The following is a 24,758-nucleotide window of genomic DNA, read 5'->3' as shown; positions in this document are numbered from 1 at the left end:
TCAACCGGCAACCATTGCACGCAGACCCTTCACTGTGTTCCAGTTGCGCAACGTCCCGACACCCAGCCTTTGGGTCGTCAGCGCGCCACCCAGCTTCGAGTCGCTCGCCTTACCGCCAAAATCGACCCAGAGATCGCCATCAACGATGGACACCCGTTCGCCTCTTGAACAATAGCGGTGGAGCTTTTCCCGCGCATCCGGCACAAGCGGCAAGCGCATCACCCGTACGTGGACGCTTGCCGGATCTTTTTCGCCTTCGGCGAGGAAGGGATTGCCATCGGCAAGCGCTAACCAGCCGTCGGCAGTGCGCGCGATGATGTCAACATGTTTTCCGAACGCTGCGGCAAACGCCTTTTCGAGCTCGGTCTCGACCTCCGCGAGCGGTTTTTCCGGCGCCTCGAAAACGAGATTGCCCGTGGCGACAAGCGTGCGGGGCATCCTATAGCCCAACGTTTCTACCATCGCCTTCAAATCAGCCATCACGACGCGCCGACCCTCGCCGAGGATGATGCTGTGGAGCAAAGCGACGTAAGTCTTCATCCCTCAAGCCCGCCAGAAATCGACGGCGCCTGCCGGCAGCCGCGCAAGCACACGATTGAGCATCATCTCGTCCACATTCCGCCGCAGGGCGGTCGCGACATCCGCGATTGCCGTATCGGGGGATACGTTGTGATCACCCCGGAAGGCCTGCACCTCGCGGGTCATGGTGAGACGGCCGGAGAAGGGCACTGTCGGCTCCTCGAGGTCCCAGTCGGCGACGAAGATCGCTCGAAGGACCGGCGGCAGCACGTTGGCGAAAAGCAGCGCATCGGAAATCTCGAGCCGGCGGCGGAACGTGTAGAGCACCGCCTGCACCATCGTATAGGCCTGGTTGGTCGTCTGAAGGCCGGCGATATCTCGCACATCGAGGATGAAGCGATCGAAATCGGCGGAGGCCTGCCGGTATTCCATCGGAATCGTCACAGCCCCCGCTCCTCGTTGCGGCGTGACTGCCAATAGCGCCATGGCGTGTACCAGCGTTGGCGAGACGCGAGCGTCTCCGGCACCGGATCGAACCCATGCGTGCCGCCCGGGCCGCAGCGCACGACCCGAAACAGCGTCAACCACCCGCCGGCCCAGAGCCCGTGCCGGGCAATCGCCTCATAGCCATATTCCGAACAGGTGGGCAAATGCCGGCAGGAATTGCCGATGAAGCTGGACAGCGTCAATTGGTAGGCCCGAATCAGCACCGTGCCAATGAGCCGGCCAGGTGTGCGGCGGAACGACCCGGGCCAGTTTCGACCGCGGCCGGAGGCGCGGAGTTCGCCGGACTTAACCGCATGATCGTGCTGCTGATGCGGGCACATGGCTCAAACGGCGGCTGCAAGGCGCTTGGCCTCGATTTGGCCGATAGCGTCGACAACCGCATCGAAGGTCAGCATCGTGGAGGCATGGCGCGCCTTGTAGTCCTTGACGGGCCTCAAGAAGCGCATGTCCTCGAAACGGCCCGAGGGTCCCTCCCCGTCGGCCTTGAGCATGGCCAGCATGTCTTCGCGGGCTTGGCGGATCTCATCGGTATGGGCGCCAACGACCTGCCGCGCCATGATGGAGGAGGACGCCTGCCCCAACGCGCAGGCCTTCACGTCGTGGGCGAAGTCGGTCACGACGTCACCCTCCATCTTCAGCCAGATCCTCACTTTCGAGCCGCAAAGTTTGGAGTGCGCGGCGGCTTCGGCATGAGCGTCCGCCAACATCCCGATGCGTGGAATGTTGCCGGCAAACTCGAGAATCCTGTTGTTGTAAATGTCATCCATCATTTAACGCGATCCGGCTGATTTTTCGCTGGTTTGCGCAATCGGCGCATGATTTTCTCCGGCAGGCGGGAAAAAAGCACGACGTGGCGCATTCGGGCCCTTTTATCCATGTGGCACCATACTATATGCTATGTCGTGTTGGGGTGACAGTTCCGCAAGGGCACAAGTGTCGCCTGTTGTTTGGGAAACCGTGCCGGACGGTCGAGTGCACTGATAAGCCGAGACCCGAAAGCCCCGGAGCCCGCCAACGGAACCCAAGCCTGCAGGGTTAGGCGAATGGCCAATGGCGAGTTGTCCGAAAAGATAAAACGTCAGCAATCCCGTATTGCTTAAAAGAGGCCATATGGACGCCATAGTAAAGAATTTCCCTGTGCTTGACGACACGAGCGGTCGTCCGACACAGAAAGAAGCCGAGGAAGCCGTTCGTGTCCTGCTGCGCTGGGCAGGCGAAGATCCGACCCGGGAAGGTCTCAAGGATACGCCGGCGCGCGTCGCCAAGTCCTATCGGGAGATTTTTGGCGGCTACGACCTCGTCGCTGAAGATGTGCTCGGCCGCACCTTCGAAGAAGTCTCCGGCTACGACGACATCGTGCTCGAGAAGGACATCTCGTTCTACTCGCATTGCGAGCATCATATGGTGCCGATCATCGGCAAGGCCCACGTCGCCTATCTGCCGAACGGCCGCGTCCTCGGTCTTTCCAAGATCGCGCGCGCCGTAGACATCTACGCCCGGCGCCTGCAGACGCAGGAGGCGATGACGGCACAGATCGCCAAAGCCATCGACGAAACCCTCGCCCCCCGAGGCGTGGCGGTGATGATCGAGGCCGAGCATCTGTGCATGGCGATGCGCGGCATCAAGAAGCAAGGCTCGACGACGCTGACGACCACCTTTACCGGTGCGTTCAAGACCGAGCCGGCCGAACAGGCCCGCTTCATGACCCTGCTCAGGGGCTTCAAGTAAGCTCCGCGACGCGCATGTTTCGTTGATCAGCAGTCGCGTCAAGGACAAACCTGCAACGATTCAAAGTACTGCAGCGATCCTTCATGCGTCTGCAAAAGACGCGAGGCGCGCTGTAGTGGAGCCTACGCAATGACGCTCACTTTCGATTCTCCCCCGGAAGATAAGGCCGAACTGGAGACCGGTTCGGCCTTCACGCCCCGTTTCGACGAGAAGGGGCTGATCACCGCGATTGTTACAGACGCAGGCGATGGCGAGCTTCTGATGGTCGCGCATATGAACGCCGACGCTCTGGCGCTGACGATCGAGACCGGCGTTGCCCACTACTACAGCCGCTCGCGCGGCCGCCTCTGGAAGAAAGGCGAGAGCTCCGGCAATTTGCAGACTGTCAAGGAAATTCGGACCGATTGCGATCAGGACGCCGTCTGGCTCAAGGTCTCGGTCGCCGGCCACGACGCCACATGCCACACCGGTCGCCGCTCCTGCTTCTACCGGACGGTCGGCCTCGACAACGGCAAGGCGAACGTGACGATCACCGACGATCACAGGCATTTCGACCCGGCAGAGATATACGCAAAAAATTAAGCTCAGACCCCGGGCACCTGCATTTTCCTGGCTCCGCCGTATGTTATATTCACCTTTTGGAAACCAAACGGGCGCCTAATCATTGTTCAAGTAAGTAGTTCCCGCGGTAACCGCGGGGAGCCGAGATGTGTTGCAGGCTGTATCCAATGTTTATCGGGCCGGCCGCACTCGGTGGTTGGTTCGATGCTATATATCAATCGTGGTGCCAGTCTTTCAGCGATGAATTTGGACAAGGCCGGCACCTGCAGCGAGGCGCTTCAGATCCGACGTGCTAGGCCGCTGTAACACTTTGAATTGGTGCATGAGCTCGTCCTTGATCGATTCCGGTCCAGGCATTCATGCAATAGCCCGCTGGCAGGGTTTCCTGCAAAACGCGCGCGCTTGGGTGGTCTATTCGGCGGTGTTGGAGGTGCCGGATGTTGAATTGGACGTTTACGCGCAACAACCAGATTACCGATCTTTCCGGCCCGCAAGGGTCGTCGATTACGACCACACCTCCAGAGCCACCGGCCCCTCGACTTGAGACACCGAAGATTGCGCTCGCGCTTGGCGGCGGCGCGGCGCGCGGCTGGGCGCATATCGGCGTACTAAAAGCCCTCGACGAGGACGGGGTCGAGGTCGGCATGATTGCTGGTACCTCGATTGGCGCGCTCGTCGGCGGCTGCTATCTCGCAGGCAAACTGGAGGAATTGGAAGCCTTCGCCCGCTCCCTGACTGTACGCCGCATTGCGGGGCTGCTCGATTTCGCCATCGGCGGTGGCGGTCTCTTCGGCGGCCTCAGACTCACCAAGCGCATGCAGGAGCATCTGCAGAACATCAGCATCGAAGACCTTGGCCGCCCCTTCATTGCCGTCGCCACCGAAGTCCACAGCGGCCACGAGGTCTGGATCGAAAAGGGCTCGCTCATCACCGCCATTCGCGCGTCTTATGCGCTTCCGGGCATTTTCGAACCGATCAATGCCAACGGCCGGACGCTCATCGACGGTGCGCTCGTCAACCCCGTTCCCGTTTCGGTATGCCGCGCCCATGAGCAGCAGCTCGTCGTTGCCGTCAACCTGAACTATGACCTCTATGGACGCTCGGCCGTCGTCAAGCACAGCGCCGGCATGGAGACCCCCGATGCGCCGCTGAAGGACGCCAACCGCTTTTCGGCCCGGCTCGGCATGACCAGCGTCATGGTCCAGGCCTTCAACATCATCCAGGACCGCATCTCGCGCGCGCGGCTTGCCGGCGATCCGCCGGACCTCTCCCTGCATCCGAAACTCAACGACATCGGGCTTTCGGAATTTCATCGCGCCGGCGAGGCGATCGAGCGCGGCTATCAGGAAGCGAAGGCCAAGCTCGCCGAAATCAGGCGCATGCAGGAGGTACTGGTCCGTTGACCGGCTGCTGATCGGCAACCTGCGCTGTCGCACAAGATGAAAATCCTTCGCTGCGGCCTTCATGGGGCTCAATGCGCATCACATCAAGGGCGGCCAGATGCCGCCCCAAAGTCCCGCGTCCGATCGGACGAGCAAAGATTGAACCACATAAATGCGACTATCCGGCAATGTAGGCCTTGATCTGCTCGGTCTCGTTCTCGATGGCGCGAATATGATATTTGACTACGTCCCCGATCGACACGATCCCGGCCAGTCGACCCTCCCTCTCCACAGGCAGATGACGCGCACGCAATTTGCTCATCATCTCCATCAAGGTGTTCACGGTCATCTCCTCGCGGCAGCAATAGACATTCTGCCACATGACGGTCGAGACCGGCTTATCGAGACAGGAGGCACCGTATTTCGCGATCGAAGCGACAACGTCGCGCTCCGTCAGGATACCCACGATCTGGTCGTCCGCGTCGACGACAACAACGGCTCCAATATGATTGTCATGCAGAAAAGTCGCCGCTTGCTGAACCGTCACCTGCGGCGTCACGGTGACGACATTGCGGCCTTTTTCGTTGAGAATCGCTTTCACTGACATGCGCACATCTCCCGTTGCGACAACACCTACAGCGCCGCGCGTCCAATCGGACGCGCAAAAGTCGCTGTAGCACTCCGAGTCGCTGCATGATTTTGTCCTTAAATCGATTCCGAGGAATCATGCAGTAGCCGGCGGGAAGAGGTACCAGCGGTGATCAGTTGCCGCACTTTCTGAAGGCGCAGAAAGGTCGCGACGACATTGCGAGACGGCCGCAGGAACCTATACCCATTCCGGCGCCGAAACGGCTCTTGCACTCCTCCAGCACAAAGCCCCACCGGCCTCCGGCCTTTTCCGCGGCCGCTTCACGCACATTTGTTCGGCGGCCGTGGTGAATGGTGCTCCAGCGACTTCGGGAAATCAACCCTCCTCCCGGCATGCGTCAGGCTCTTCGGGGAAATCCAGCATCACGATGATTCCGCGGTTGAAACAATGCATTATCGCCAGCAGACCTTTGCGCGTCTGGTAAGGCGCACGGCGCTGTAACCTGCAAGCGCCCTTCCCCGGCTGCGTCAGTGGCGCACGCCTCGTTCGCGAGCGAAGGTCAGTGCAAGGCAGTCGACAAAGCAATGCGCTGGTTGTGCGAAGAACATTTTCTAACGCCGCGAGAAGTGCTAGCGTCAGGTACAGGTTTCCTGCAGATCGACGAGAGAAGTCCTCAATGGGCCGAAATGCGCTTGCGGACACGACGGTTCATATTCGCCGTTTGCAGCGAGGCCTGTCGCCGCCCGTTGTACCAGAGGTGTTTTCCGGTGACACCCGGCTGGTCGGCCGATGGCGGAATGAGCCATTCGAATACGATTTACCGCCTTTGAAGGATCATGTTCTTGCGGCGAAATACGCCGGGCATGGCATGGCCTCGGTAAAGATCGGCCGGCAGATGATGCAAGCTCCATCGGCAGTGGGGACGATTACATTCGCACCGAGAGGGCATGGCGGGCTTTGGCGCATGGACGGGGCCGTGGAGGTCTCGAATATCTTCTTGGGTCACAAGCGTCTCCTGGCGTGTGTGGATCAGGTGGGGAATGGCCGAGAGCCCGAGTTGCTCGACCGCGTGAATTTTGCCGACCCCAAGCTGTTCACTATCATGACGTTGATCAACGACGAGATCAGCTCGGGCGATGCGATGTCGCATCTGGCCATCGAGCAGCTGCTCGACCTTGTCTGCCTGCAACTGCTCAGGGCCCACTCCGCAACTTCGATGCCGATCGCGCCCGGACCGCGGCGCGGCCTGTCGGCCTGGCAGATCAAGCGTGTCACCACCTACATACGTGAGAATATTGCAGAGGATATCAGGCTCCAGGAGCTCGCGGATCTCGTCAATTTAAGTCGCTTCCATTTCTGCACGGCGTTCCGCATGGCTACCGGTCATACGCCCTATGGGTGGCTGACGCGCCAGCGCATCGCGCATGCCAAGACGCTCCTCAAAGACCGAACGCTGCGCATCGTCGATATCGCGCTGATCGTCGGATACGAGACGCAATCCGCTTTCTCCGCGAGCTTCCGCAAGGAGGTGGGCCTCACACCGAGCGAGTTCCGCCGCCGTCTCTGAAATTCACTCTCTCTTTCAGCATGTCCCCATCAGCAGCGCCTCGATGCGACGCAGTTCGCCGACTGCTGACGACCTGCATCGCCGCTATCGCTCGCCGCAACATCCAAGCAATTCCGAAAGATCGCGACAGTCACGCAGCGGCATACCTCGTAATCTTCGGGCGATCGCCGTGAGCCTAAAGAGGATGTTCCTCATGACCGAGAACCCGTCAGAATCGCATCCACCAGGTCCCATCATGTCGCGCCGGGAGACGCTTCAGGCAACAGCCGGGGCAGTGGCCCTTGCTGCCTTGCCGCCGCTGTCTGCTGCCGCAACCAGCGCCCCTGCCCTCGACACGAACCCCGTGACATTGACGATAACCGTGAACGGTCGCGCTCAGGCGCTGAGCGTCGATCCACGCCAATCGATCCTCGACGTCCTGCGCGAGACGCTCAATCTCACCGGCACGAAGAAAGGCTGCAACCAGGGCGCCTGTGGCGCATGCACTATACTTGTCGATGGCAGACGTATCGTCTCTTGTTTGACATTGGCATCCATGCACGACGGGGCTGAGATCGAAACCATCGAAGGGCTGGAAAAGAACGGCGTGCTCCATCCTCTCCAGGAAGCGTTCGTTGAGCACGAAGGCTTGCAGTGCGGATTCTGCACGCCCGGCCAGATCATGTCCGGACTGGGTTGCATTGCCGAAGGCCACACAGGCTCGCCGGAAGAGATCCAGTTCTGGATGAGCGGCAACATCTGCCGCTGCGGCGCCTATCCAGGCATCGTCGCAGCCGTCGCAGACGCGGCCGGGAGGACCTGAGCCATGCTCCCCTTCGTGTTGGAGAAGCCCCAAAGCACCGAAGACGCAATCGCGGCGGCCGCTTCTGGCGCCCGCTACATTGCCGGAGGCACCACGCTTGTCGACCTGATGCGCGAGGAGGTCGAACGACCGGAACGGCTCGTCGACATCAACAAGCTTCCTTTGGGCGGCATCCGTGTGGAAGGCGAGGATCTGGTCATCGGCGCGCTCGCGCGCATGGCGATGGTCGCAGCCGACCCAAATGTCCAGCGCCTGCAACCACTGATCGCGGAAAGCCTGATCGAGGGCGCGTCGCCACAATTGCGGAACATGGCTTCGATGGGCGGAAACCTGCTGCAGCGGGTGCGATGTCCTTATTTCCGCATGCTCGATGCGGGCTGCAACAAGCGTACACCGGGTTCCGGCTGTGCCGCGATCGAGGGATTGAACGCCGGCCACGCTATCCTTGGCACGAGCGATCACTGCATAGCAACGCACCCTTCCGACGTCGCGGTCGCGCTGGTGGCACTCGACGCAACGATGCGGGTCCGGGGCCCGAAGGGCGAGCGCAGCTTCCCGGTCGAAGAACTCTTCCGGCTGCCGGGCGACACGCCACATCTCGAACACACGTTGCTGCCGGGCGAGCTCATCATGGAAATACGTGTACCGGGCGGCTCTTATGGTTCTCGTGCGCGTTATCTGAAGGTCCGCGATCGCGCCTCCTACGAATTCGCGCTGGTTTCCGCCGCCGTTGCCCTTTCGATCGAAGGCGGCGTGATCCGCCAGGCTCGCCTCGCGGTAGGCGGGGTCGGCACACGGCCTTGGCGCCTGCGCAATTGCGAGACCGCACTGGTGGGAAAAAGGCCACAGCGGCAGGCATTCGAAGACGCCGCGCAGCTCTCCACGCAAGGTGCCCGGCCGCTGCACCACAATCAGTTCAAGGTCGAACTCTTGCCGCGGACAATCGTCCGCGCGCTTGAAATGGCGGGAGAAGTCGCATGAGCGTGAGCTTGATCGGAAAGCCGATGAACCGCGTGGATGGCCGCGCCAAAGTCACGGGGGCGGCACGCTACCCCGCCGATTTCAACCAACCGGGCCAGCTCTACGCCGTAATCGTCAGCGCTACCGTCGGGCTTGGCCGAGTGACAGACGTCGCCGCCGCTGAGGTCGAGCGGACGCCCGGCGTTGTCGCCGTGCTAACGCACCGGAATGCGCAGAAGCTGCCTTATCTACCGCATAAGGCCGGCATAGATCCGGCGGTGGGCGAGCGCCTGCATGTCCTGCAGGACGACAATGTACGCTTCTACGGCCAACCCGTCGCAGTGGTTGTTGCCGACACCCTCGATCATGCCGAGCGCGCTGCCGCTGCATTGCGCATCACCTATGAGAGCCGGCAGCCGCTTGTCGATCCGACAGATCAGAGGGCGGAGAAAATTGTTCCGGAAGCGGCCAGCCGCACGAGAGCATTGGCCGACCGATCACGCGGCGACGCCGACACCGCCGTGGCGCAGGCGGCCGTCAGGGTCGACGAGACCTATGATATGGCCCGAGAAAACCATAATCCGATGGAGCCGCACGCAACCGTCGCGGCCTGGAACGGTGATCGGCTAACCCTCTGGAGCAAGAGCCAATATCTCGTGAACGAGCAAGCCGAGATCGCAGCGATATTTGGCCTGCCCGTCGAGAATGTGGAGGTCATCTGCCCGTTTATCGGCGGCGCCTTCGGGACAAGCCTCAGGACCTGGCCGCATGTCACGCTGGCGGCGCTTGCAGCACGCCATGTCGGCCGGCCCGTGAAACTCGTGCTCACCCGCAGGCAGATGTTCTTCACCACAGGCCATCGACCGCGCACGCGTCAGAGGGTTGCGCTTGGCGCGACGCCGGAGGGGACATTGACCGGAATAGTCCACGAAGGCATGGGAGAGACGAGCCGCTATGAGCAATTCATGGAGGCGCTGACCAACGTCACCGATTACCTATATTCTTCCCCCAACGTGCGCACCCAGTATCGCCTGACGCGACTCGACACCGGCACCCCCAATCACATGCGTGGCCCGGGTGAGGCAAGCGGCATATTTGCGCTCGAGAGCGCGATGGATGAGCTGTCCTACAAGCTCGGGATCGATCCGCTCGAGCTGCGGCGCCGGAACGAACCACAGATGGACGAAGCCGAAAACAAGCCGTTCTCCAGTCGCTCGCTGACGCAATGTTACGAGCTCGGTTCCGAACGCTTCGGCTGGGCGCGGAGAACGCCCGAACCGCGCTCGATGCGCGACGGGCGACTTCTGATCGGTATGGGAGCGGCGACCGCCACCTATCCGGCATTCCATGCACCTGCGAGCGCCAGAGTACGGCTCCTGGCAGACGGTATAGCCGAGGTCGAGGCGGCCGCAAGCGACATGGGGCCGGGAACCTATACGTCCATGACTCAAGTCGCGGCGGAATTCCTCGGATTGCCACCGGAGCAGGTCCGGTTCAGGCTCGGCAGGTCGGATTATCCGCAGACCCCGTCGCATGGCGGTTCCTGGACGATGGCGTCGGTGGGATCGGCGATTCGGGCTGCCTGTATTGAGGCGCAGGCGCAAGCCGCCCGCCGTGCGGTGGCGAATGGCAACCTGCCGGTCTTTGGAGCGTCGGTGAATGATCTTGAGTGGAGCGAGGGGCGTTTGCGCCGGCGCGGAGAAGCCGCGACGGGTTTGTCCTATCAGGACATCGTCGCCAGGACCGGCGTGCCGGTCGAGGCCGAGGGATCTGCGGAGCGCGCTTCGGAAGTGGCGGAACGCTACTCGATGCATTCTTTCGGCGCGGTTTTTGCCGAAGTCGCCATCGATCCCGACGTCGGAACGATCCGGGTGCGTCGCATCGTGGGAGCCTACGGCATAGGGCGCGTGGTCAATCCGCTGCTTGCCAGAAGCCAATGCACTGGCGGCATGATTGGAGGCATCGGCATGGCGTTGATGGAGCGCACCGTCCTCGATCCGCGCGACGGGAGACCAGTGAACGCCCATATGGCTGACTACCTCATGCCGGTGAACCTCGATATTCCGAAGCTCGAGGCGTTCTTCGTCGACGAAGTCGACCCGCATGTGAATCCGCTCGGCGTGAAGGGGCTGGGCGAAATTGCACTGGTTGGTACCGCCCCGGCGATCGCAAACGCGGTGTTCCATGCATCGGGCAGGCGTGTGCGAGCGCTGCCGATCCACATCGAGGATGTCCTGACTGCATAGACCCAGCGGCTACTGCATGTTTCCTTAAATCGTACCCGATTTAAGGACAAAAACATGCAGCAATTCAAAGTGCTACAGCGTCCTTTGTGCGTCTGAAAAGACGCACGGCGCTGTAGGGGCTTCCTCGCCGCACGTCACCATGCGGAAGGGAGAGCGGAGTGGCGGTAGCGGGCGCCGAGCGCTTCGGGGCGGCGGTTTTGCAGTTAGCGCCAGCCCCCTTCACCGCCGCGGGTCGAAAAGCCCGAACAGGAAGAAGCCGAACAGGAAGCCGCCGATGTGCGCCTCCCAGGCTATGCTTCCCGCGCCTCCAAGGGAGAACACGCCGAACGCCACCAGGAAATTGGTGAGGAACCAGACTGCGGTGAAGACGAGCACGGAGCGGTTGGCGAGCGTTTCGCTGAACGAAAGCCGTCGATTGAGGTGGGCGAATTGGCGGCTGATACGGCCGCTTGGTGAAAAGACGAAACGCGCCGCAGCGCCCATGAAGCCGGAAACGACGCCGGAGGCGCCGACCACCACGATCATCTCGCCCCAATGGAATAGGACGTGCAGCCCGACGGCCGCCGCCGCCGACAGGCACCAGAACAATGCCAAGCGCGCTACGCCGATCCGTCGAACGACCGGGGCGCCGAACGCGACCATCCAGAAGATGTTGAAGATGAGATGTTCCCAACTGCCGTGGAGAAAGGAATAGGTGACCGGCGTCCAGAGCCAGGCGAGGCCCTGTTCGCTGAACGGTATCGTGTAGCGTGCCGGCAGGAAGGCGAAATTGAGGATCAGTTCCTGGTCAACCTCGGCCGACAGCACATAGGTTCTGAGCGCATGGATCGCAATGAGGAAGAAGAGGATAGCGGTCAGTCCCGACGGTAGGTTGAACGCAGGTTCCCGGGTGCGGCCGACCGCATCCTCGGCGTCCGCTTGCTCTGATGTTGCCGCCTCATTCCGTTCCATGGCTGCCCTCGTCTCATCGGTCGCTGCAGTCGCGCTCTGCATGAATCTCAAATCGGAACCGATTTCAGGAGTCATGCAGCACTTCGAAAGTGCTACAGCGACCTTTGCACCTGACGTTCGCCGCTGTAGGCCGACCCGGCAGCGAACCGCCTGCGGCAGCGCGCCAAGGGATAAGCAAACAAAAAAAGGCCGTCCAGCGAAAACTGAACGGCCGCGTCGCGCCAATCTGCCGGCGCTCCAGTCGATGTGCTGAAGGCAAGCCTTCGTGAAGTGATACCGACGGAATGGCAGCGCCGGACATCAAACGCAATCGAAACCAGTCATTAACCTTAATTTCGGCTTGGCACGAAAATCGCTCCTTCATCTTCGAGATCGCTAGAAGGGCGCTTGTCCGTCCCAATTCGGGACAGACAAGCGTTCCGCACCCAGAGGACGAATGGATACGATGCGCAGCAGGACCACCAGCGAGCTGTTTCAATATTGGAATGCAATTCGCGGCAATCGCGACCTTCCGCGTCGCGACGAGATCCGGCCGGCGGACATTCGTTTCCTCCTGCCGGACCTTTTCATTCTGCAACGGCAGGCGGACGGCGCCATCCGCTTTCGCCTTGCGGGCACCAACGTCTGCGCCCTTTTCGGACAGGAATTGCGCGAACGGCCGTTTTCAGCCCTTTGGCTCGCCGAGGAAGCGGGCGAGGCCGGCCGGATCGCCGATGACGTGATGATGCAACGTGCGCCGGCGCTTCTGTCCGCCCTCGGCACGACGGAGAGCGGGGAGCGGCTGGACTTGGAACTGCTGCTCACCCCCCTCGCCTCGCCGGACGGAAAAGGCGACCGCCTGCCCGGCGCACTGGCCCCGCTCGGCCGACCGATATGGCTGCACATGATGCCGCTTACCCATCTCGTCGCCTGCGGCATCCGGAAACTCGACCGCGACGAGCACCCAGTCGACGGGTCCTCGGCCCTTTCGGGCGTGACAGCCGTCACCTATCGCGAAGGCGCAGCCCGCAAGCCGCCTCGATTGCGCATCCTTACGGGCGGCAGACGAGACTAGTGCATGTCGCCCAAAAGTGTGCAGCGGTATTGGGCAGCGACATGCACAAAGCAAGGACCTGAGGCGGCGTTGCATGAATTCGATTGAATGCGACGCGCTTAAAACGCGCTTCGCCCGGTTGTGCGGCCAACCTTCTATTAACCGGCGCGACTTATGCTTTCGCGTGCAAAGATACGTCAATCGCAGAGTGATCATGTTCTCGTCTCAGCATGCGCAAAACGGCGGCCCAAAACCGCACCAGGAAAGCGCCTTCCAACGCGTTTCCGTCAATCTCTCGGGACGGCTGATGCTTGCCAATCGCGACGAATATGAGTGCACCGTTCTCGATATGTCGCCGGGAGACGTGCTCTTTGCCTCGGCCGCGCGGCCACGCGCCGGGGAGCGCGTCATCGCCTATATTGATCACGTGGGGCGCCTCGAAGGCACGGTGTCGCGGCTTGCGGACGATGCGTTCGTGATCCAGCTCAACGCGACTGAACGCAAGCGCGAGAAACTCGCGGCTCAGCTTACATGGATCGCCAACAAGCACGAGCTCGGCCTGCCGGAGGACCGGCGTCATGACCGGCTTGCGCCGCGCAAGATATTGACGGAACTGACGGTCGACACCGGCGAGAAGTATTCTTGCCGGATCATCGACCTGTCGCTCTCGGGCGCCGCCATCGACGTCGACATACGACCGCCCATCGGCACCCTCATCAGGCTCGGCAACATGAAGGGCAGGATCGTACGCCATTTCCAGGAAGGCGTCGCCATCGAGTTCTCGAGCGTCCAGTCACGCGAAGCGCTGACTGAATTCCTCTGAGCGCACAGCCGGCGCTTACGGCGTCTCTTCTGCGTCGCGAAATAGCTCATCGTTCCTTTAAGGCGAGATTCCTCCTGAACAGTGACGAACGCTTCGCCTCGCCGCGCGACCGTCTCGGTCTGCAAAGCCGACCGGCTAGTCCGCCCACACCAAACAGAAATACTTTCTGGTAAACTGAGCGTTACGGTATATTCCGCTCTGGTCGGCGCTGTTTTACTCCTTTTAAGAGTTGCGAATTGCCTCGCCACCGCAATGTCGCGGCCGCCGCACCCATATGCATGCGATGCTAACTCCACAATTTTGTACCTTCATTTCAATTAGTTATCTGAACTTCCCTTCACCAAACGAACCAGCCTCGTGCTCATGCCTCAGGGAATTCGCTAAAATTTGAATCAAATTTCATTCAAATACAAATCGAAGTTTATTCTTATGCTATTCGAATTTGTACTTGTTTTTACCTCGCATCTTCGCCGCAAGTAAAAAGCTCTGTGCCATTGTCGAACCATAACGGGGAGACATACATGCGCAGAATTACCATCAAGGCGGTCGCCGCCGCGGCCCTTATCACCGGCATCCTGACCGGTCCGGCCGTCGCATCGCCGGCGAACATGACGGTCGGCGGCGCGACCAATCCGCCGATCGGGCACTATGAGTTCTGTAAGAGCTATCAATCCGAATGCCGGTCTGTTGGCCCCGACCACGGCCCCGCCGTGCTGACGCGCGATGGCTGGCGGAAGATCCTCGAGGTCAATTACGAGGTAAACCAGGCCGTCACCCCTATGACCGACATAGAAATCCATGGCGTCGAGGAAGAGTGGTCCTATCCCGATACCGTCGGCGACTGCGAGGATTATGTGCTTTTGAAACGCCGCAAACTGATCGAAAGCGGCTTTTCCCCCGCCGATCTTCTGATCACCGTCGTCCTGCAGCCGAATGGCGACGGCCACGCGGTGCTGACTGTGCGCACCGATCGCGGCGACTTCATCCTCGACAACATGCGCAGCAAAGTGCTGCTGTGGTCGGACACCGAATATACCTACCTGAAGCGGCAGTCCTCGGAGAACGCCGGCCGCTGGGTAAAGCTGCAAGACGGCCGCGCCGTTGCCGTCGGCAGCGTCAGCAGCAAGTAACGACCCGCTCACCAACTCGTCGGCAAAAAAGCCGAAATTGCTGACGCGATCCTAAACGGGCTTAGGTCAGCCCCCTGTCCCCGTCCCAGACCCAAGCCCCCGGCCGGTTCCCTTGTCCCTGGAACCGGCCCTTTCTTTTTGACGGTCCGCACAGTCTTCGAGCGACCTCGCTTCATCGAAATTTAACCATCTTCAACGAGCGTCGAGGAAAGCAATTTCCGCCGGACCTCCGCTCACAGAGCCGGGCTTCCAAGCGGACAAGGGCGCCATATCAAATCAGCCAGCGCAGCGGACGGCGCATTCATGACCACGCCATCTAGCCCGGAACCGGACCTCATACCGCTGCTCTCGCCCCGCGCCCTATACAAGATCGCCGCGCTCGCCTTGCTGCTCGTTGCGCTGACGATCTTGCTCTCTTTTTCCGGGCGCCGGCTCGGCGAATACCTCGTCCTTGCCGGGCATACCGCGAGCCGCCAGACCTACGACATCTTCATCGGCCAGGATCATCTGCGTCTTCCCGCCAACATCATTCGCTTCGAAAGCCAGCGCGCCACGAACATCGTCGAGCGCCTCGACCTTTACCTGACCTGGCCCGCACTTGAGGGCTACAGCGACGAGACGCGGCTCCTGTTCAACGATCTAAACCGCCCGGAAAACCTGATCTTCCTGCAGATCACCCAGAGCACGATGTCGCGCGACATGTCCGGGCGGTTTGTCCCCGTCTACCGTCACGTCTTGGAAGACAGGCCGCAAGCCGGTCCCGCGGGGCTCACCAGATACGATGCCAAGCCGACGTCCAGCTATGCGGGGGAGGTCTTTTTCACGGCCGAGAGAGACGGCCACCCGCCCTATGTCTTGCGCTGCCTCCTGCCCGAAAGCCCCGCGAAGTCGACCAGTGCCGACTGCCAACGTGACGTCCACATGGGTAAGGACCTCACGGTTCTCTATAGATTCTCGAGCAAGTTGCTGCCGCAATGGCGCGAAATCGATGATTCGGTAGAAACATTCATTCGCGAGCGCTCGGTGCCGTGATTTTGTCCAAGAGTCGTGATGCAGGCAATAGGCCGGCGGAGATCGCCGGCCGGTGCCCTTTTCCGAACAATTCGACCAGCCCCAGAAACCAATCATTCATCATAAACCGATTGGTAACGCTATCCCGATACTGTCTCGGGAACGGTCGTTCCCGGAGAATGCGTCCGGACGGCACCCCCGACATGAGAATGAAGAGCAACGTAGTGTCTCAATCCGTTTTTTCTGATCTCGTGAAGCGCCCGCTTGGCGTCTTTTCAAAAGTTGTAGGACGGGTTGTCCTTGCGAGCGCCATCGTCGCGCTGGCCCTTTCGGCGCCCGCCCTTGCCAATCCCAGATATGCGGGCATCGTCGTCGATGCGAAGACGGGCAAGGTGCTTTACGGCGAGGATGCGGACGAGTTGCGCTATCCGGCCTCGCTGACCAAGATGATGACGCTGTATCTGACCTTCGAGGCTCTGGAGGCGGGGCGTATCAGCAAGACCACGCCGGTGCCCTTCTCCAAGAAGGCGTCGTCCGAGCCGCCGTCGAAACTCGGCGTACGAGCGGGCAAATCGATCACCGTGGAGCAGGCGATCCTCGCGCTGGTAACGCGTTCGGCCAACGACGCCGCTACGGCGCTTGGTGAATTGCTCGGCGGTTCGGAACAACGCTTCGCCCGAATGATGACCAACAAAGCCCGGGCGCTCGGCATGACGCGCACGACCTATCGCAATGCCCATGGTCTGCCTAATACCGAACAGCGGACGACCGCCCGTGACCAGGCTCGCCTCGGTATCGCCCTGCGGCAGCATTTCCCGCAATATTACGATTACTTCTCCACGCGCAGCTTCCGTTTCGGCAAGCAGAGCATCGGCAACCACAATCGCCTTCTCGGCAATGTCCGCGGTGTCGATGGCATCAAGACCGGCTATACCCGCGCTTCCGGATTCAACCTGGTGACCTCCGCTCAGCTCGACAGTCGCAGCATCGTTGCGGTCGTCATGGGCGGCACGTCGGGCGGCGCCCGCGATGCCCAGATGCGCAGGCTGGTTGCCAAGTATATGCCGGCCGCCTCGCGCCGGGGTGGCGGCAACCTGATCGCTCAGGCTCCCGCAGAGCCCGTGTCGGCGGTCGCGGAAGCCGAGGCGCAGCCTGCCGAGGCGCCGGTTGCGGTCGCATCGGCAGCAATGGACCTGCCGAATACCGGCCCTGTCCCGAGCGTGCGCTACGACAGCGGCAATGCCGGCGGCATCGCAATGGCCTATGCGGCGACCAAGCCCGCGTCCGACAATCCCGTGCTTTCCGCCAAGGTCGCGCCGAACACGCTCGATGCACAGAGCGCCAAGCTTGCGGGGCAGCCGGCGCCGGCCGCCGAGGTTGACACGCAGATCACCAACTCCGTCGCCAAGGCCGAGACAGCGCCCGCCAAGGCAGAGGCCCGCTCCGAAGCGAACGTGCAGCCACAGGGCTGGGTCATCCAGATCGGCGCCACGGACAACGAGGCACAGGCAATGACGCTGCTCGGCAACGCCCAGGAAAAGGGTGGGAAGGCACTGCGAAACGCGAAGCCGTTTACGGTCGCCTTCAGCAATGGCGGTGCCCAGGTCTACCGCGCGCGCTTCGGCGGCTTCGGCGATCAGGACAAGGCGATCAACGCATGCAAGGTCCTGAAAAAGAAAGGCTTCTCCTGCTGGGCAAGCCAGCAGTGAGCGGCACGACATTTTGACGGCCGGGTGCGTTTTTCCGGCCGTCCTCCTCGGATTTGTAAAGCGTAACGAGGTCTGTCATGGCAGTGAACGAGAACGTTCCCGGCATCAGCGTAATGCCGGGGAAGCAAGCGAAGCCTTCCCGCATCCGGCTGCATCCGTTGCACGAGGCGGCGATGCGTATCGCCGACATCGGCCTCAACCGGTCAAAAACAAAGACGCGCGACCTCGTGGGCATGCTTCTCACGCATGGCGCACGCGCTTGGCGTTCGACCCAGCCCCGGGCGGAAATCCACCTGCATGTCACGGCACCTGGTCGCCATCCGTTGAGAATACGACTGCATTGATCACCGAGCATCGTGTTTCAGGCGGTACGCGCCACACCAGCCATGTGCAAGCATTGAGCGGAACACGGCTGAGCAGTTCTGACGGACGATATGGCTGCGACTACAGGAGACCGAGTTCGGCGAGTTCACGCCGCAATTCGAGGGGCATCTCCCCGCCATCGCCGGAAAGCGACGCGAGATCGCGCGGCGCTTCCTTGTCCTCCAAGTACCGCCATCCCTGGAAGGCCCTGCGTGGCTGCAGTTCGGTCTCCACCACTTCCGGCCCAAGGATGAGATTGCAGCGGCCGATGCCCTCGCCATCGGTGAAGGTCTCGATGCCGATCAGCGGCTGGCGCGCCTGTACATATCCCTTGATCACCCAGTAGAGCGACCCACTCGCCAGAAGCTCTTCCGTACGCTTCGGAACCATCCGCGTCGTATGGAAGGAATGGGGCTGCTGTCCCGCCGCAATCGCCGCTAAGGCTTTGCGCGACACCCATTCGCGCAAGTCCTCGACGGATTCGGCACCGACGCAGAGCTTTATGAGATGCAAAGCCATGGCGAACTTTCAACACCCGACCGCCGGTCGCGGTCAAGCGGTTTGCGCGGCTTCGTCCACAGCGCCGGACGACATGTGTCAGCACTCGACGACGTTGACGGCGAGCCCGCCGGTGGATGTCTCCTTGTACTTCTCGTTCATGTCCACGCCCGTCTGCCGCATCGTCTCGATGCAGGCATCGAGCGGGACGAAATGCTTGCCGTCGCCCTTGAGCGCGAGCGACGCCGCCGTGACCGCCTTGACGGCGCCAAGGGCATTGCGTTCGATGCAGGGCACCTGCACCAGACCCGCGACCGGATCGCATGTCATGCCAAGGTGATGCTCGAGCGCAATCTCCGCGGCATTCTCGATCTGTTCTGGCGTACCGCCCATCACGGCGGCGAGACCTGCGGCTGCCATCGCCGAAGCCGAACCGACCTCACCCTGACAGCCGACCTCCGCTCCCGAGATCGAGGCGTTGTGTTTGATGATACCGCCGACGGCAGCAGCGGTCAGCAGGTAATCGCGAATACCTTCCTGATCGGCATCGTCGTGGAAATGCAGGTAATAGCGAATTGTTGCAGGAACTACGCCTGCCGCCCCATTGGTCGGCGATGTCACCACCCTGCCGCCGGCGGCGTTCTCTTCATTGACGGCCATGGCGTAGACGCTCAGCCAATCGTTCGCGAGCAACGGGTTGGTCTTGTTGGAACGCCACTCCTCCTGCAGCTTGTCATGGATCGCGCGGGCGCGCCGGCGGACCTTCAGGCCGCCCGGCATGATTCCGTCCTGGCTGAGACCGCGGTCGATGCAGGCATTCATCGCAGCCCAGATGCGATCGAGCCCCGCGTCGAGCTCCTCCCTCGACATGGCGCATTCCTCGTTCGCCCGCTTCATCTGGGCAATCGTCAGCCCCGAGCGGGCGGCCATGTCGAGCATCTGCTGCGCCGTCGCAAAGGGATACGGCACCTTGACGCCGGCAGGCTTGTTCTTCTGAGCCCGCATCGCCTCCAGTTCCGTATCGGTTACGACGAAACCGCCGCCGATCGAATAGTAGATCCGCTTGAGAAGCAGCCGGCCGTCGCGATCGAAGGCCGAAAAGGACATGCCGTTGGCGTGGCCCGGCAGTGGCACCTTCTTGTCGAAGATGAGATCGGTTTTCGGCTGGAATGCATAGGCCGGATGGCCGGGAGGCGTGACGCGGCCCGTGCGCTCCACCTCCTCGATGATCGCGTCCATCCGGTCCGGGTCGACGAGGTCCGGGCGTTCGCCCATCAGACCGAGAATCACCGCCCTGCCCGTGCCGTGGCCGATACCCGTATGCGCCAGCGACCCGTGCAGGCTTACCTGGATGGCGCTAACGGCGGCATGGGACGGCCGCGGCCAGTCGTCCGACAGGATGAGATCGAGAAACCTGTTGGCGGCCGACATCGGCCCCATGGTGTGCGAGCTCGATGGACCGATACCGATCTTGAAGACGTCGAAGACGGAAAGAAACATAAATTGCCTGCCCAGAGCCTGACAGAGCGCCGCCGCACCTGCGGCTGAACGCCATGTCGATGATGAACCGAATCACGCCATTCCTCTTTGGAAACGGGTGCCGGTCGCCTCTTATATAGGATGCAACCCTAAGCGATCCTATGCCGATGCGTCAGGCGACCGACCGACATTGGATTCTGTCGGTGCGACATGGACGGCAAGCGGAACGCCTCCGCGGCCTTTCGGTCACAGACAAAAACAAGAAAGCGGCGAAGCGGTTGGCATGACCGGTTCGCCGCTGACAGTCCTTTTATTTTTTCAGAAGCCGCCGAAAAGATAGGCGAGAACGAGAAAGCCTGCGAAACCCGCCACGGCGCGAAAGGTCACGCCCCAGCACGACTTCTCTACTGTATTGTCCATGATGTCTCCGAATAGCCGAAGCTCGGCAAGCATTGAGGCATGGAGGCAGTGCATAGCGAAGAATGGGTTAACGCGCAATATAGAAATGTGGCGAAATCGTGTCGAAATCCGCCCGCGCGTTGCCGTGGCGACCTTTGCATTTTCATTTGGCCGTGCCAAAACACGGGCCATGACCTTCGAAGACTACATAGCGCTGGCCACCTTCGTTCTACTGTGGGCGGGCTTCACCTGGGCTTCGGACGGGCGACGCAATTTCAAGCGCGTCAGTCTGAACCGGCTGATGAACGAGCACAGGGCGCGGTGGATCCGCAACTCGCTCAATCGCGATCTGAAGATGATCGACACGCAGATCATCGCCGGGCTTCAGGCGGGTACCGCCTTTTTTGCCTCGACGACCATTTTCGCGCTTGGCGGATGCTTCGCGTTGCTCGGCGCGACCGATCAGGTGCAGATGATCTTCGACGATCTGCCGCAGATATTCCGAAGTGGGCGGACGGGGTTCGAATTGAAGGTCGGTGGGCTCATCTGCCTCTTCGGCTACTCCTTCTTTAAGTTCGGCTGGTCCTATAGGCTCTTCAACTACTGTTCGATCCTGATGGGCGGCATACCGATGATGGCGGACATGAACCGCGATCGGCAGGCGGCAGAACGGGCAGCGGAACGCGCGATCCGGATGAATACGCTGGCGGCCAAGCATTTCAATGCGGGCTTGAGGGCGATGTTCCTGTCGATCGGTTATCTCGGCTGGTTTATCAGCCCCTACATCTTCGTCGTCCTGACGGCCTTCGTCATCTTCGTCCTGACGCGCCGGCAATTTTATTCGGAAGCGCGAACCGCATTGATCGAAAATGCCTGATGGATCGCGGCGATCGGATCTACCACATTCGTGTAGCCTCGTCCCAAACAACAGAACGGCAATGCCCATGTCCGACCACAGCGCCACGACCACCTACGAGACGCAGATGCCGCAGTCGGGCGTCACCCGACCCGGCCGCATCGCCCTCCTCGACGCGTTGCGCGGCTCGGCGCTCGTGGCCATGGCGATCTACCATTTTGTCTGGGATCTCGAATTGTTCGGCTATGTTGCGGCCGGCACCGCGGGAACGGGCGGCTGGCGGCTGTTTGCGCGCCTGATCGCGGGCAGCTTCCTGTTCCTGGCCGGCTACAGCCTGGTGCTCGGCCAACTTCCGAAATTCCGTCCCCGCGCATTCGCCCGCCGTTTCGGCAAGATCGCCGGCGCCGCGGCCTTGATCAGCATCGCGACGTGGCTCGCCTTCCCCGATTCCTTCATCTTTTTCGGCATTCTCCACGCCATCGCCGCGGCAAGTCTCGTCGGTCTCCTGTTCCTCAGGCTCCCCGCCGCCGTTTCCTTTCTTGCCGCCGCGACCGCCTTCGCCGCTCCCCTCTATCTGCGCTCGCCGATCTTCGATACGCCGGCGCTCTGGTGGGTCGGGCTATCCGAAACCGTCCCGCGCTCGAACGACTACGTGCCGCTCCTGCCCTGGCTAGCACCGTTTCTTGCCGGTCTGGGTATGGCAAAGCTGCTTCATCCGTTTTTCGTGGCACGGCTCGGATCCGGCCAAACCCTAGGCGGCGCGAGAAATTTGTGGTTGAGGCCGCTCGCCTTCGGTGGACGCCACAGTCTGATGATCTACCTCGTCCATCAGCCGCTGCTCATCGGGCTCGTCTATCTTTTTTCGCTTGTTTTCCCCGCCCCCGTCCCCGACCCGGCGCAGGCCTATCGGATGAACTGCGAGCGAGCCTGCAGCAGCGCAAATTCCGGCATCTCCTGCGGTCGCTTTTGCGGTTGTACCCTCGACAGGCTGACGGAGCAGAACCTGTTCGACGATTTGAATACGGGCAAGATCGACGTGAACACGGATGAGCGCATTGCGCGAATCGCCAGTCAGTGCACAATGGATGCGCAATCAGGGGACTAGGGACATGAATGCCTATCGTGCCAAGCCGCTGAATTTTCCGTGGCCGCCTTTGATCTATGGCGCAGCGGTTCTCATTGCGCTGGTTTTGGCCCGATTTGTTCCGATCCCCGTCGCCCAGGGGCATGGCTGGTTCCCCTGGCTGGTTGGGGCAGCCCTCATCGTTCTGGCGATTTCCCTCGACCTATGGGCCATCAAGAGCCTGCTCGACCGCCGCACTGCGGTTCTGCCGCACCGGTGTGCCACATGTCTTGTCACCTGCGGGCCGTTTCGCTTCACCCGCAACCCGATCTATCTCGGATACACGCTGCTGATGATCGGCCTCGGCCTGGTGACCATGAACCCATGGTTCTTCATAGCGGCGATCGGCGCCGTTGCATTGACGACCCTATTTGCGATTCGCAAGGAAGAGCGGCACCTGTTGTCACGCTTCGGTTTCGAGTTCGAGCGTTATTGCCGCCATACCGCCCGGTGGATCTAAAAACGCCGACGCTAAAGCGCCGCGCGTCCAATCAGACGCGCAAAGGTCGCTGTAGCACTTTGCATTGCTGCATGTTTTTGTCCTTAAATCGATTCCGATTTAAGGACATCATGCAGTAAAAAAGGCGGCTCGCGGCCGCCTGTTGAAACAAATGGATGCAAGGCTAAACCGGGCTCGCTATGTCCCGACGCCAATCTCCGCCAGCCGCGTGAGGCATGCTTCCTCGACATTGTCGAGCTCGGCGAGCGTATCCTCGATGTCCTTACGCTTCTGCCGCAAGTCCTCGCGCTTCTCCTCGACGCGCTTCATCAGAAGCTGCAATTGACCGATCTCACCGGGCGGATCCTTGTAGACCTGGATGATCTCGCGGATTTCGGCAATCGTGAAGCCGATGCGCCGGCCGCGCAGGATTTCCTTGATCAAGCGCCGGTCGGCCGGTCGAAACAGACGCGTGCGACCGCGACGCTCCGGATGGATGAGCCCCTCATCCTCGTAAAAGCGCAGCGTCCGGGTCGAGATGCCGAATTCCCGGGTCAGCTCCGTAATGCTATAGTATTTATTCACGCCGCCATTCCATCAACTCACGCAGCGCTACTATTATTGACTTTGACGTAAAAGTCAAACAGCGTAGGCGTCACGTGACGTGGAACCACCACGTCGCAAGACCGAGAAAGCTGAAGAATCCGGTTACGTCGGTCACGGCCGTAACGAAGACCGCGGAGGAAACGGCCGGGTCGGCGCCCGATTTTTCCAGAAGCAGCGGAATCAGAATTCCGGCAAGAGCGGCGGCCATCATGTTGATCAGCATGGCGGCGGCGATGATGCCGCCGATATTGGGGTCCTGGAACCCGAGACCTGCGACAAGACCAATGAACGTGCCGAAGATCATGCCGTTCAGAAGGCCGACGCCCGCCTCGCGCCGGATGATCCTCGGCGCGTTATGAATGTCGAGGCCGCGGGTGGCAAGCGCCCGCACCGTAACCGTCATGGTCTGCGAGCCGGCATTGCCGCCCATGCCCGCGACGATCGGCATCAGGATCGCAAGCGCGACGATCTGCTGGATCGTGGCGTCGAAGAGTCCAATGACGGAGGCGGAGATGCAAGCCGTCATCGAGTTGACGAAAAGCCAGGGCACGCGAGAGCGCGAGGCCTCGGCAACCGAGTCCGACAATTCCTCGTCACCGACGCCGCTCAAGCGCAGAAGATCCTCCTCGGCCTCTTCCTGGATCACGTCGACCACGTCGTCGATCGTCAGCACGCCGACCAGCCGGCCGTTCTCGTCGACGACCGCAGCGGACAGGAGATCGTATTGCTCGAAGAGTTGCGCGGCTTCTTCCTGGTCCATCTCGGCCGGGATCGCGTGGCTCGTGTCGCGCATGATCGCGTCGATCTTGACGGAACGTTTGGTGCGTAGCACACGATCGAGGTCGACCGTGCCGAGCAGCCTGAAGGTTGGGTCGATCACGAAAATCTGGGTGAAGCTGTCCGGAAGATCCTCGTCCTCGCGCATGTAGTCGATAGTCTGGCCGACGGTCCAGAACGGCGGCACGGCGACAAACTCGGTCTGCATGCGCCGTCCGGCCGTGCTCTCCGGGTAGTCGAGCGAACGGCGCAGGCGAACGCGTTCGGTAAAGGGCAGTTTCGCGAGGATCTCCTCCTGATCCTCCTGATCAAGGTCCTCGAGGATGTAGACGGCGTCGTCGGAATCCATCTCGCCGATCGCCTCGGCGATCTGTTCATTCGGCAAATGCTCGACGATATCGAGACGAATGGCCTCGTCGACTTCGGTCAGAGCCGCGAGATCGAACTCCTTTCCGAGAAGGGAAACCAGCGCCAGGCGCTGCTCCGGCTGGATCGCTTCGAGAAGATCGCCGAGTTCTGAGGAATGGAGGCCGGCGACATGCTGGCGCAGATAGATCGTGTCGCGATCCGCGATCGCGGCACCGACATGCATCAGAAAGTCGGAACGCACGGAGCCGTTGTCGGCATAAATGTCCGAACCGTCGTAGACGGCGATTTCATCGGAACCGCGGTCGTCGTCGCCGGTATTGCTCATGGACGC

Annotated in this window: 26 protein-coding genes; 16 read left to right on the top strand and 10 right to left on the bottom strand. The window is 61.2% G+C overall.

Translation table 11 applies throughout. The annotated features are described in order from the left end of the window. The 4 genes from M728_RS06075 to M728_RS06060 are packed head-to-tail and all read right to left on the bottom strand — an operon-like array spanning position 1 to position 1,796. Complete coding sequence (locus tag M728_RS06075) at positions 1 to 540, bottom strand: DUF1697 domain-containing protein (protein WP_026623362.1); 540 nt, start codon at positions 538 to 540, stop codon at positions 1 to 3. 3 nt (positions 541 to 543) lie between these two features. Continuing rightward, the gene (locus M728_RS06070) at positions 544 to 951 is read right to left on the bottom strand and encodes a DUF2267 domain-containing protein (protein ID WP_034884660.1); all 408 of its coding nucleotides are present in this window, start codon (positions 949 to 951) and stop codon (positions 544 to 546) included. A gap of 8 nt (positions 952 to 959) precedes the next feature. Continuing rightward, positions 960 to 1,346, bottom strand: coding sequence for a membrane protein insertion efficiency factor YidD (yidD, locus tag M728_RS06065; protein WP_026623364.1), 387 nt, complete (start codon positions 1,344 to 1,346; stop codon positions 960 to 962). A gap of 3 nt (positions 1,347 to 1,349) precedes the next feature. Further along, positions 1,350 to 1,796 (bottom strand): iron-sulfur cluster assembly scaffold protein, encoded by a 447-nt coding sequence (locus M728_RS06060; RefSeq protein ID WP_026623365.1) that lies wholly within the window; start codon positions 1,794 to 1,796, stop codon positions 1,350 to 1,352. Between the two features lie 340 nt (positions 1,797 to 2,136). Here M728_RS06060 and folE point away from each other — a divergent pair, with 340 nt between their 5' ends. The 3 genes from folE (at position 2,137) to M728_RS06045 (ending at position 4,718) form a co-directional block, all read left to right on the top strand. Further along, a complete protein-coding gene (gene folE, locus M728_RS06055; RefSeq protein ID WP_026623366.1) occupies positions 2,137 to 2,754 on the top strand; it encodes a GTP cyclohydrolase I FolE in 618 nt (205 codons plus the stop codon). Positions 2,755 to 2,883: 129 nt separating this feature from the next. Continuing rightward, positions 2,884 to 3,336, top strand: coding sequence for a phosphoribosyl-AMP cyclohydrolase (gene hisI / locus M728_RS06050; RefSeq protein WP_026623367.1), 453 nt, complete (start codon positions 2,884 to 2,886; stop codon positions 3,334 to 3,336). Positions 3,337 to 3,752: 416 nt separating this feature from the next. Then, entirely contained in the window at positions 3,753 to 4,718 is a 966-nt protein-coding gene (locus tag M728_RS06045; RefSeq protein WP_026623368.1) for a patatin-like phospholipase family protein, read from the top strand. Positions 4,719 to 4,875: 157 nt separating this feature from the next. Here the strand turns inward: M728_RS06045 and M728_RS06040 are convergent, their stop codons facing one another. Then, a complete protein-coding gene (locus tag M728_RS06040) occupies positions 4,876 to 5,304 on the bottom strand; it encodes a CBS domain-containing protein (RefSeq protein WP_026623369.1) in 429 nt (142 codons plus the stop codon). Between the two features lie 544 nt (positions 5,305 to 5,848). Here M728_RS06040 and M728_RS06035 point away from each other — a divergent pair. The 4 genes from M728_RS06035 (at position 5,849) to M728_RS06020 (ending at position 10,861) form a co-directional block, all read left to right on the top strand. After that, positions 5,849 to 6,853, top strand: a complete 1,005-nt coding sequence (locus M728_RS06035) for a helix-turn-helix domain-containing protein (protein WP_370906463.1) — start codon at positions 5,849 to 5,851, stop codon at positions 6,851 to 6,853. A gap of 193 nt (positions 6,854 to 7,046) precedes the next feature. After that, entirely contained in the window at positions 7,047 to 7,655 is a 609-nt protein-coding gene (locus M728_RS06030; protein ID WP_026623371.1) for a (2Fe-2S)-binding protein, read from the top strand. Positions 7,656 to 7,658: 3 nt separating this feature from the next. Continuing rightward, positions 7,659 to 8,636 carry a xanthine dehydrogenase family protein subunit M gene (locus M728_RS06025; RefSeq protein WP_026623372.1) on the top strand — a complete coding sequence of 326 codons (978 nt, stop codon included), beginning with the start codon at positions 7,659 to 7,661 and terminating at the stop codon, positions 8,634 to 8,636. Continuing rightward, entirely contained in the window at positions 8,633 to 10,861 is a 2,229-nt protein-coding gene (locus tag M728_RS06020) for a xanthine dehydrogenase family protein molybdopterin-binding subunit (protein WP_026623373.1), read from the top strand. Before M728_RS06025 ends, M728_RS06020 begins: the two co-directional genes overlap by 4 nt. Before the next feature lie 219 nt (positions 10,862 to 11,080). Here the strand turns inward: M728_RS06020 and M728_RS06015 are convergent, their stop codons facing one another. Continuing rightward, complete coding sequence (locus M728_RS06015) at positions 11,081 to 11,812, bottom strand: rhomboid family intramembrane serine protease (RefSeq protein WP_026623374.1); 732 nt, start codon at positions 11,810 to 11,812, stop codon at positions 11,081 to 11,083. A 445-nt stretch (positions 11,813 to 12,257) separates the two neighbouring features. On the opposite strand from M728_RS06015, the gene M728_RS06010 reads away from it, so the two are divergent. The 6 genes from M728_RS06010 to M728_RS05985 all read left to right on the top strand — a co-directional run bounded on the left by M728_RS06010 (position 12,258) and on the right by M728_RS05985 (position 17,862). Next, on the top strand, positions 12,258 to 12,866 hold the full coding sequence (locus M728_RS06010) for a PAS domain-containing protein (protein ID WP_084044709.1): 609 nt from the start codon (positions 12,258 to 12,260) through the stop codon (positions 12,864 to 12,866). A 193-nt stretch (positions 12,867 to 13,059) separates the two neighbouring features. Further along, positions 13,060 to 13,668, top strand: a complete 609-nt coding sequence (locus tag M728_RS06005) for a PilZ domain-containing protein (RefSeq protein WP_026623375.1) — start codon at positions 13,060 to 13,062, stop codon at positions 13,666 to 13,668. A gap of 521 nt (positions 13,669 to 14,189) precedes the next feature. Beyond that, positions 14,190 to 14,798, top strand: coding sequence for a transglutaminase-like cysteine peptidase (locus M728_RS06000; protein ID WP_026623376.1), 609 nt, complete (start codon positions 14,190 to 14,192; stop codon positions 14,796 to 14,798). A 303-nt stretch (positions 14,799 to 15,101) separates the two neighbouring features. Further along, positions 15,102 to 15,830, top strand: a complete 729-nt coding sequence (locus tag M728_RS05995) for a hypothetical protein (protein ID WP_026623377.1) — start codon at positions 15,102 to 15,104, stop codon at positions 15,828 to 15,830. A gap of 182 nt (positions 15,831 to 16,012) precedes the next feature. After that, on the top strand, positions 16,013 to 17,518 hold the full coding sequence (locus tag M728_RS05990; protein WP_026623378.1) for a D-alanyl-D-alanine carboxypeptidase family protein: 1,506 nt from the start codon (positions 16,013 to 16,015) through the stop codon (positions 17,516 to 17,518). Positions 17,519 to 17,595: 77 nt separating this feature from the next. Beyond that, on the top strand, positions 17,596 to 17,862 hold the full coding sequence (locus M728_RS05985; RefSeq protein WP_026623379.1) for a hypothetical protein: 267 nt from the start codon (positions 17,596 to 17,598) through the stop codon (positions 17,860 to 17,862). 100 nt (positions 17,863 to 17,962) lie between these two features. Here M728_RS05985 and M728_RS05980 read toward each other — a convergent pair whose 3' ends face one another. Continuing rightward, a complete protein-coding gene (locus tag M728_RS05980; protein WP_026623380.1) occupies positions 17,963 to 18,400 on the bottom strand; it encodes a DUF1489 family protein in 438 nt (145 codons plus the stop codon). A 78-nt stretch (positions 18,401 to 18,478) separates the two neighbouring features. Continuing rightward, positions 18,479 to 19,879, bottom strand: coding sequence for an L-serine ammonia-lyase (locus tag M728_RS05975; RefSeq protein ID WP_026623381.1), 1,401 nt, complete (start codon positions 19,877 to 19,879; stop codon positions 18,479 to 18,481). A gap of 568 nt (positions 19,880 to 20,447) precedes the next feature. On the opposite strand from M728_RS05975, the gene M728_RS05970 reads away from it, so the two are divergent. From M728_RS05970 to M728_RS05960, 3 genes are all read left to right on the top strand, one after another. Continuing rightward, complete coding sequence (locus tag M728_RS05970; RefSeq protein ID WP_026623382.1) at positions 20,448 to 21,134, top strand: DUF599 domain-containing protein; 687 nt, start codon at positions 20,448 to 20,450, stop codon at positions 21,132 to 21,134. A gap of 67 nt (positions 21,135 to 21,201) precedes the next feature. Next, positions 21,202 to 22,218 (top strand): heparan-alpha-glucosaminide N-acetyltransferase, encoded by a 1,017-nt coding sequence (locus M728_RS05965; RefSeq protein ID WP_026623383.1) that lies wholly within the window; start codon positions 21,202 to 21,204, stop codon positions 22,216 to 22,218. A gap of 4 nt (positions 22,219 to 22,222) precedes the next feature. Continuing rightward, a complete protein-coding gene (locus M728_RS05960; protein WP_026623384.1) occupies positions 22,223 to 22,696 on the top strand; it encodes an isoprenylcysteine carboxylmethyltransferase family protein in 474 nt (157 codons plus the stop codon). Positions 22,697 to 22,873: 177 nt separating this feature from the next. Here the strand turns inward: M728_RS05960 and M728_RS05955 are convergent, their stop codons facing one another. Both M728_RS05955 and mgtE read right to left on the bottom strand, forming a co-directional pair. Further along, positions 22,874 to 23,260 carry a MerR family DNA-binding transcriptional regulator gene (locus M728_RS05955; RefSeq protein ID WP_026623385.1) on the bottom strand — a complete coding sequence of 129 codons (387 nt, stop codon included), beginning with the start codon at positions 23,258 to 23,260 and terminating at the stop codon, positions 22,874 to 22,876. Positions 23,261 to 23,330: 70 nt separating this feature from the next. Beyond that, positions 23,331 to 24,752 (bottom strand): magnesium transporter, encoded by a 1,422-nt coding sequence (mgtE, locus tag M728_RS05950; protein WP_026623386.1) that lies wholly within the window; start codon positions 24,750 to 24,752, stop codon positions 23,331 to 23,333. Positions 24,753 to 24,758 lie beyond the last annotated feature (6 nt).

It is taken from the genome of Ensifer sp. WSM1721 (assembly GCF_000513895.2).
Taxonomy (GTDB): Bacteria; Pseudomonadota; Alphaproteobacteria; order Rhizobiales; family Rhizobiaceae; genus Sinorhizobium.
This window is presented reverse-complemented; position numbering and strand designations above follow the sequence as displayed.

What these genes read in the sequence shown, in the direction of transcription:
- M728_RS06075 (WP_026623362.1), bottom strand. Translation starts at nt 540, where the DNA reads ATGAAGACTTACGTCGCTTTGCTCCACAGCATCATCCTCGGCGAGGGT.
- M728_RS06070 (WP_034884660.1), bottom strand. Translation starts at nt 951, where the DNA reads ATGGAATACCGGCAGGCCTCCGCCGATTTCGATCGCTTCATCCTCGAT.
- yidD (WP_026623364.1), bottom strand. Translation starts at nt 1,346, where the DNA reads ATGTGCCCGCATCAGCAGCACGATCATGCGGTTAAGTCCGGCGAACTC.
- M728_RS06060 (WP_026623365.1), bottom strand. Translation starts at nt 1,796, where the DNA reads ATGATGGATGACATTTACAACAACAGGATTCTCGAGTTTGCCGGCAAC.
- folE (WP_026623366.1), top strand. Translation starts at nt 2,137, where the DNA reads ATGGACGCCATAGTAAAGAATTTCCCTGTGCTTGACGACACGAGCGGT.
- hisI (WP_026623367.1), top strand. Translation starts at nt 2,884, where the DNA reads ATGACGCTCACTTTCGATTCTCCCCCGGAAGATAAGGCCGAACTGGAG.
- M728_RS06045 (WP_026623368.1), top strand. Translation starts at nt 3,753, where the DNA reads ATGTTGAATTGGACGTTTACGCGCAACAACCAGATTACCGATCTTTCC.
- M728_RS06040 (WP_026623369.1), bottom strand. Translation starts at nt 5,304, where the DNA reads ATGTCAGTGAAAGCGATTCTCAACGAAAAAGGCCGCAATGTCGTCACC.
- M728_RS06030 (WP_026623371.1), top strand. Translation starts at nt 7,047, where the DNA reads ATGACCGAGAACCCGTCAGAATCGCATCCACCAGGTCCCATCATGTCG.
- M728_RS06025 (WP_026623372.1), top strand. Translation starts at nt 7,659, where the DNA reads ATGCTCCCCTTCGTGTTGGAGAAGCCCCAAAGCACCGAAGACGCAATC.
- M728_RS06020 (WP_026623373.1), top strand. Translation starts at nt 8,633, where the DNA reads ATGAGCGTGAGCTTGATCGGAAAGCCGATGAACCGCGTGGATGGCCGC.
- M728_RS06015 (WP_026623374.1), bottom strand. Translation starts at nt 11,812, where the DNA reads ATGGAACGGAATGAGGCGGCAACATCAGAGCAAGCGGACGCCGAGGAT.
- M728_RS06010 (WP_084044709.1), top strand. Translation starts at nt 12,258, where the DNA reads ATGCGCAGCAGGACCACCAGCGAGCTGTTTCAATATTGGAATGCAATT.
- M728_RS06005 (WP_026623375.1), top strand. Translation starts at nt 13,060, where the DNA reads ATGTTCTCGTCTCAGCATGCGCAAAACGGCGGCCCAAAACCGCACCAG.
- M728_RS06000 (WP_026623376.1), top strand. Translation starts at nt 14,190, where the DNA reads ATGCGCAGAATTACCATCAAGGCGGTCGCCGCCGCGGCCCTTATCACC.
- M728_RS05995 (WP_026623377.1), top strand. Translation starts at nt 15,102, where the DNA reads ATGACCACGCCATCTAGCCCGGAACCGGACCTCATACCGCTGCTCTCG.
- M728_RS05990 (WP_026623378.1), top strand. Translation starts at nt 16,013, where the DNA reads ATGAGAATGAAGAGCAACGTAGTGTCTCAATCCGTTTTTTCTGATCTC.
- M728_RS05985 (WP_026623379.1), top strand. Translation starts at nt 17,596, where the DNA reads ATGGCAGTGAACGAGAACGTTCCCGGCATCAGCGTAATGCCGGGGAAG.
- M728_RS05980 (WP_026623380.1), bottom strand. Translation starts at nt 18,400, where the DNA reads ATGGCTTTGCATCTCATAAAGCTCTGCGTCGGTGCCGAATCCGTCGAG.
- M728_RS05975 (WP_026623381.1), bottom strand. Translation starts at nt 19,879, where the DNA reads ATGTTTCTTTCCGTCTTCGACGTCTTCAAGATCGGTATCGGTCCATCG.
- M728_RS05970 (WP_026623382.1), top strand. Translation starts at nt 20,448, where the DNA reads ATGACCTTCGAAGACTACATAGCGCTGGCCACCTTCGTTCTACTGTGG.
- M728_RS05965 (WP_026623383.1), top strand. Translation starts at nt 21,202, where the DNA reads ATGTCCGACCACAGCGCCACGACCACCTACGAGACGCAGATGCCGCAG.
- M728_RS05960 (WP_026623384.1), top strand. Translation starts at nt 22,223, where the DNA reads ATGAATGCCTATCGTGCCAAGCCGCTGAATTTTCCGTGGCCGCCTTTG.
- mgtE (WP_026623386.1), bottom strand. Translation starts at nt 24,752, where the DNA reads ATGAGCAATACCGGCGACGACGACCGCGGTTCCGATGAAATCGCCGTC.